Consider the following 2,487-nt stretch of genomic DNA (forward strand, 5'->3'; position numbering starts at 1 on the left):
GTCGGCCTCTCCCGCCCGCACCTCCCGTACGAACGCCGTGAGCAGCGACGGGTCGAGCGAGGCGTCGCAGTCGCAGAAGCACACGATGTCGGCGGTGGCCGCTGCCAGCCCCGCGTGGCAGGCGGCGCCGAAGCCCCGCCGCGGCTCGTGCACCACGGTCGCGCCCAGCGCGCGGGCGATCTCGGCCGAACCGTCGGTGGAACCGTTGTCGACGACTAGGGCGCGCCAGCCCGCCGGGATCCGGCCGAGCACCCAGGGCAGGGCCTCGGCCTCGTCCAGGCAGGGCAGCACCACGTCGACGTCCGATGAAGTGGTCGTCACGGCACTCACCCTACGAACGCGAACCGGGCGTAACGGACTTCCACTCCTTACGAAACGCGGACGCCGCCCCCGTGCCGCGCCGGGGAACGGCGCGCGGTGCGAGGCTGGAGGCATGCAACCGCAGTACGAGCCCCACGGGGCCGAAGCCGCCGCCACGGCCCGGGTCCTGGTCGTCGACGACGACCCCACCGTCGCCGAGGTCGTCGCCGGATACCTGGACCGCGCCGGCTATGCGGTCGACTGTGCCGACGACGGTCCGACGGCCCTCAGCCGTGCCGGCGCGCACTGGCCCGACCTCGTGGTCCTGGACCTGATGCTGCCCGGCATGGACGGCCTGGAGGTGTGCCGGCGCCTGCGGGACCGGGGTCCCGTGCCGGTGATCATGCTCACCGCCCGCGGCGACGAGGACGACCGCATCCTGGGCCTGGAGGTCGGTGCCGACGACTACGTCACCAAGCCCTTCAGCCCCCGGGAACTCGTGCTGCGCGTGGAGTCCGTGCTGCGCCGCAGCCGCCCCGCCGCCACGGGGCACCGGCTCGCGGCGGCCGGTGTCTCCGTCGACCCGGACGCCCGCCGCGCCACCAAGAACGGCGGCGAACTCGCCCTCACGCTCAGGGAGTTCGACCTGCTCGCCTTCTTCCTGCGGCACCCGGGCCGGGCGTACAGCCGCGAGGACCTGATGCGCGAGGTCTGGGGCTGGGACTTCGGCGACCTGTCCACCGTCACGGTGCATGTGCGCCGGCTGCGCGGCAAGGTCGAGGACGACCCGGGCCGGCCCCGTCTCATCCAGACCGTGTGGGGCGTGGGATACCGCTTCGAGCCCGGCGAACCGGAGGGCTGACCCGTGCGCGACACCCTCCTCATCGTCCTCTACGCCTTCGCCGGCGCCGCCGCCACGGGCCTCGCCGGAGCCTGCGTGCTGCGCCTGATCCGCCGCCGCTCGCTCACCGCCTCCCTCGCCGTGGTCGCCGCGGTCGGGGTCGTCGCCATGCTCGCCGGCACCCTGGCCGTCGCCTGGGCGATGTTCCTGTCCCCGCACGACCTGAGCGTCGTCACCACGGTCGTCGCCATGGCGGCCGTCGTCTCCCTGGCCACCGCGCTGCTCATGGGCCGCTGGGTGGTCGCCCGCAGCCGTGAACTCACCGACGCCGCCCGCTCCTTCGGCGACGGCGGCTCCTTCGCCGCCCCGGGGGTTCCCGCGACGGCCGAACTCGAGGCGCTCAGCCGGGAGCTGGCCGCCACCAGCGCGAGGCTCGCCGAATCCCGGGAGCGGGAGCGGGCGTTGGAGACGTCCAGGCGCGAGCTGGTCGCCTGGATCTCGCACGACCTGCGCACCCCGCTCGCCGGACTGCGGGCCATGTCGGAGGCGCTGGAGGACGGGGTGGCCGCCGACCCCGACCGCTATCTGAAACAGATCCGCGCCGAGGTGGAACGGCTCAACGACATGGTCGGTGACCTCTTCGAACTCTCCCGCATCCACGCGGGCACACTGTCGCTGAGCTTCTCCCGGATCTCCCTGTACGACCTGATCGGCGACGCCCTCGCGGGAGCCGACCCGCTGGCCCGCGAACACGGCGTACGTCTCGTGGGCGACCGCGTCGAACCCGTGCCGGTCGAGGTGGACGGCAAGGAGATGAGCCGCGTGCTCGGCAACCTGCTGGTCAACGCCATCCGGCGCACCCCCGCCGACGGCACGGTCGCCGTCGCCGCCGAGCGCACGGCCGAGGGTGTCGTGCTGTCCGTCACGGACGGCTGCGGCGGCATCCGCGACGAGGACCTGCCGCGCGTCTTCGACACCGGCTGGCGCGGCACCGACGCGCGCACGCCCCCGGCGGGCGCGGGCCTGGGCCTGGCCATCGTCCGGGGCATCGTGGAGGCCCACCAGGGCCGGGCGACCGTCCGCAACATCCCCGGCGGCTGCCGCTTCGAGGTGACGTTGCCGACGGCGCCCCCACCGGCCTTCGGCTGAGAGGGAGCCCGGAGGCAGCGGCCGGTGATCGTGGTGCCGGCGAAGATGGCGTGGTCACCGGGCCCCCTTTGCCCGGTGACCACGCCGGCCGCCGCCGGGACCCGCCGCGGCGGCCGTGCCCAAGTTCCGGCCCCCGGGCCACCGCGGCAGAATACACTGGTGGAGCTACTAGCCTCCCCCCACACCCTGGGGCGGGG

The 2,487-nt window shown here is 74.4% G+C and carries 3 protein-coding genes; 2 read left to right on the top strand and 1 reads right to left on the bottom strand.

The genetic code is table 11. The features are described 5' to 3' along the window. A partial coding sequence (locus tag ACWEN3_RS45215) for a glycosyltransferase (protein ID WP_452984105.1) occupies positions 1-330 on the bottom strand: 330 nt, incomplete at its 3' end. Positions 331-433: 103 nt separating this feature from the next. Between ACWEN3_RS45215 and ACWEN3_RS45220 the strand changes: the two genes are divergently transcribed. Together ACWEN3_RS45220 and ACWEN3_RS45225 are read left to right on the top strand one after the other, a co-directional pair. Continuing rightward, the gene (locus ACWEN3_RS45220; protein ID WP_452984107.1) at positions 434-1,162 is read left to right on the top strand and encodes a response regulator transcription factor; all 729 of its coding nucleotides are present in this window, start codon (positions 434-436) and stop codon (positions 1,160-1,162) included. A gap of 3 nt (positions 1,163-1,165) precedes the next feature. Then, entirely contained in the window at positions 1,166-2,290 is a 1,125-nt protein-coding gene (locus ACWEN3_RS45225) for a sensor histidine kinase (protein WP_452984109.1), read from the top strand. Positions 2,291-2,487 lie beyond the last annotated feature (197 nt).

The sequence above is a fragment of the Streptomyces sp. NPDC004561 genome (assembly GCF_053602155.1).